The following is a 3092-nucleotide window of genomic DNA, read 5'->3' as shown; positions in this document are numbered from 1 at the left end:
ACAAGTCGGTGGAATTCGCGTTGGCGCGCTATCTGGCCCCGGCGCCTTCCGAGACGCGCTGAAGCCAGCCCGCTGCCGTCAGGCGAGGCGGCGCACCCACGCGGCAACGCTGTCCAGCAGGCCCTCCAGCACCTCGGCATCCTTGCGGCCGCTGCGGGCCAGCACGTGGAAGGAGTGATCGGCCTCGGCGATCGGCTCCGGCGTGGCGCGCGGGCCGAGCGCCCGGGCCACCTCGGTGATGAGCGCGAAGTCGGCCAGCTCGTCGCGCGTGCCCTGCAGGAAGAGCATCGGGCAACCGACCTGCGCCAGGTGCGCGGCGCGCTCCTGCGCGGGCTTGCCCGCCGGGTGCAGCGGAAAGCCCAGGAACACCAGCCCGCGCACGCCGGGCAGCGGCTCGGCAGCCTGCGCCTGCGATGTCATGCGGCCACCGAACGACTTGCCGCCCGCCACCAGCGGCAGGCCGGGGCATTGCCGTGCGGCCTCGTCGACCGCCGCGCGCACGGCGGCATGCGCGACCGCGGGCGTGTCAGGCCGCTTCGAGCCGCGCTCCATGTAGGGGAACTGGTAGCGCAGCGTTGCGATGCCACGCGCGGCCAGGCCGGCGGCCACGGCGGCCATGAACGGGTGCGCCATGCCGGCACCGGCGCCGTGGGCGAGCACGTAGCAGGCGATCGCGCCGGCGGGCACCTGCAGCAGCGCGGAGACGGTGGAGCCGTCGGCCAGCGTCAGGGTCAAGGGTTGGGCGGCGGTGGGCATGCGGGGAAGCTCCTTCAATCTCAATCGGAGGGCAGCATCTTGCGCGCCGCCGTCAGCGTCTGTTTTGCGCCCCCGTAGTCGGCCCACGGGTCGTCCTTCGCGAAGCTCAGGTACTCGCGGGCGGTGGCGATCGTCCACTGGTCGCTGCTCTTCAGCGCGGGCAGCTGGGCCCACGCGATCGGCATCGACACCCCCAGGCCGGGCCGCGCGCGTGCCGAGAAGGCGGCGGCCGTCGTGGCGGCTTGGCCGTTGCGCAGGTAATCCACGAAGATGCGGCCGACGCGGTTCTTCGCGCCGGGGGCGGCGACGAACTTCTGCGGGATGGTGCGGGCCAGGTGCTCGACCACCGCCTTCGAGAAGGCCTTCACCGGCGCGTATTCCAGACGCGGCGCGAGCGGCACCACCACGTGCAGCCCCTTGCCGCCGGAGGTCTTGAGCCAGCATTTCATGCCGAGCGCATCGAGCAGCGCGTGCACCAGCAGCGCCGCGTCCTGCACGTCTTTCCATTTCACGCCCTCGCCGGGGTCGAGATCGAAGACGATGCGGTCCGGCTTGCCGATGGCCTTGACGGTCGAGTTCCAGGTGTGGAACTCCAGCACGTTCATCTGCGCCGCGGCCACCAGGGCCTGCACGCTGTCCACCACCAGCAGCGCGGCGTGGCCGGGCCACAGGCTGCGGTCGAGCGCCTTGACGCCGGGCATCTTGCTCTCGGGGTGCTTCTGGAAGAACAGCTCGCCGCCGATGCCGTCCGGCGCGCGCACCAGCGACACCGGGCGGTCCTTCAGGTGCGGCAACAGCCAGTCGGCGATGCTTTCGTAGTAGCGCACCACATCGATCTTGCGCAGGCCGGTGGACGGGTCCACCACCCGCTCGGGGTGGGTCACGGTGACGCCCGGCGTGGGGTTCGTGGGGGCCGGCGCCGCCAGGGCATCCGGCTCGCGGACGACCTCGCGCGCGGGCTTGTCGATGCGCAGGCCGCGGTAGATGGCATGCCGCACCCGGCCCTCGGGCGTCCAGCCGCCGTACTGCACCTCGACCACCAGCTCGGGCTTCACCCAGCGCTCGCTGCCCGCCGCGCGGCGGCTCCAGCGGCCGGGCTTCAACTCCGCCTCATCGACCGGCGGCGCGGAGACCTCGATCTGCGCCAGTTGCGTGTGCAGCGCGTGGCCGGTGCGGTGGTCCCAGCCGGTGCCCACGTTGCCGGCGTAGTGCAGCGATCCCACCTCATCGTGATAGCCCAGCATCAGGCTGCCCACCTCGCCGGGCGCGCCTTCACGGTCGGTGAAACCCAGCACCACGAACTCCTGCCGGCGCGTGCACTTGAGCTTGAGCCAGGCCTCGGTGCGCGCCGACACATACGGCGCATCCACGCGCTTGGCGACGACGCCCTCCAGCCGCATGGCGCGTGCGGCTTCCAGCATCTGCGCCGCTGGCACGTCGAAATCGGGGCTGAAGCGGATGCGATCCGGCGTGCCGGGGCCCAGCAGCTCGCGCAGGCGCGCGCGGCGCGAGGCCCAGGGCACCCGGCGAAGATCCTGCCCGCCCAGGAAGGGCACATCGAACAAGAAGTAGACGATCTCGTCGTTGCGGCGGCTGTCGATCGTGTTCTGCAGGGCGACGAAATCCGGCGCGCCATCGTCGCCGACGACGACGATCTCGCCGTCCAGCCAAGCCCCCGTGGCGCCGAGCTGCTCCACCGCTGCTGCGAGCGTGCCCAGCCTGTCGGTCCAATCGTGGCCGTTGCGGGTGAACAGCCGGGCGCGGCCTTGCGCGTCGATGCGCGCGAGCAGCCGATAGCCGTCCCACTTGGGCTCCAACGCCCAGCGCCCACTGCCCGGTAGAGCGCTGGCCGCGGTGGCGAGCTGCGGGGCCAGCGCGGCGGGCAGCTTGGCGGCACGAGCCTGCGAGAGATCCACCGCTGGCGGCGCGGCGCCGTTGCCGCGCGGCTCGCGCTGCTCCACCGGCCCCAGCGGCATGGCGAGCACGCTGTCGGGCAGTGCGGCGATCACGTCGTACTCGGTCGACGGCCGGGCCCAGGCATCGCGCTTCTTGAAGAGCATCCAGGCGTCCTGCTTGTCGCCCGGCTTGGCGATGCGCACCAGCTCCCACCGGCCGGCGAGCTTTTCGCCGTGCAGGTCGAACACCAGCTTGCCGGCGGCCAGGCCGGCGTGCGGGTCGCCCACCGGCGTCCAGGTGCCGCGATCCCACACGATCACCGTGCCGGCGCCGTACTGGCCCTTGGGGATCGTGCCCTCGAAGCTGCCGTAGGCGACCGGGTGGTCTTCCACGTGCACCGCCATGCGCTTTTCCTTCGGGTCGTAGCTGGGGCCGCGCGG

The 3092-nt window shown here is 72.3% G+C and carries 2 protein-coding genes; both read right to left on the bottom strand.

Annotated elements, in window-relative coordinates; all coding sequences use genetic code 11:
- Positions 1–78: 78 nt before the first annotated feature.
- Positions 79–756 carry an alpha/beta family hydrolase gene (locus VJ693_RS05090; RefSeq protein ID WP_324152406.1) on the bottom strand — a complete coding sequence of 226 codons (678 nt, stop codon included), beginning with the start codon at positions 754–756 and terminating at the stop codon, positions 79–81.
- A 20-nt stretch (positions 757–776) separates the two neighbouring features.
- A partial coding sequence (gene ligD, locus VJ693_RS05085) for a DNA ligase D (protein WP_324152404.1) occupies positions 777–3092 on the bottom strand: 2316 nt, incomplete at its 5' end.

It is taken from the genome of Ideonella sp., assembly GCF_035254525.1.
Lineage (GTDB): Bacteria > Pseudomonadota > Gammaproteobacteria > Burkholderiales > Burkholderiaceae_C > Ideonella.
The sequence above is the reverse complement of the archived record's forward strand: the minus strand, read 5'-3'. Positions and strand labels throughout refer to the sequence as shown.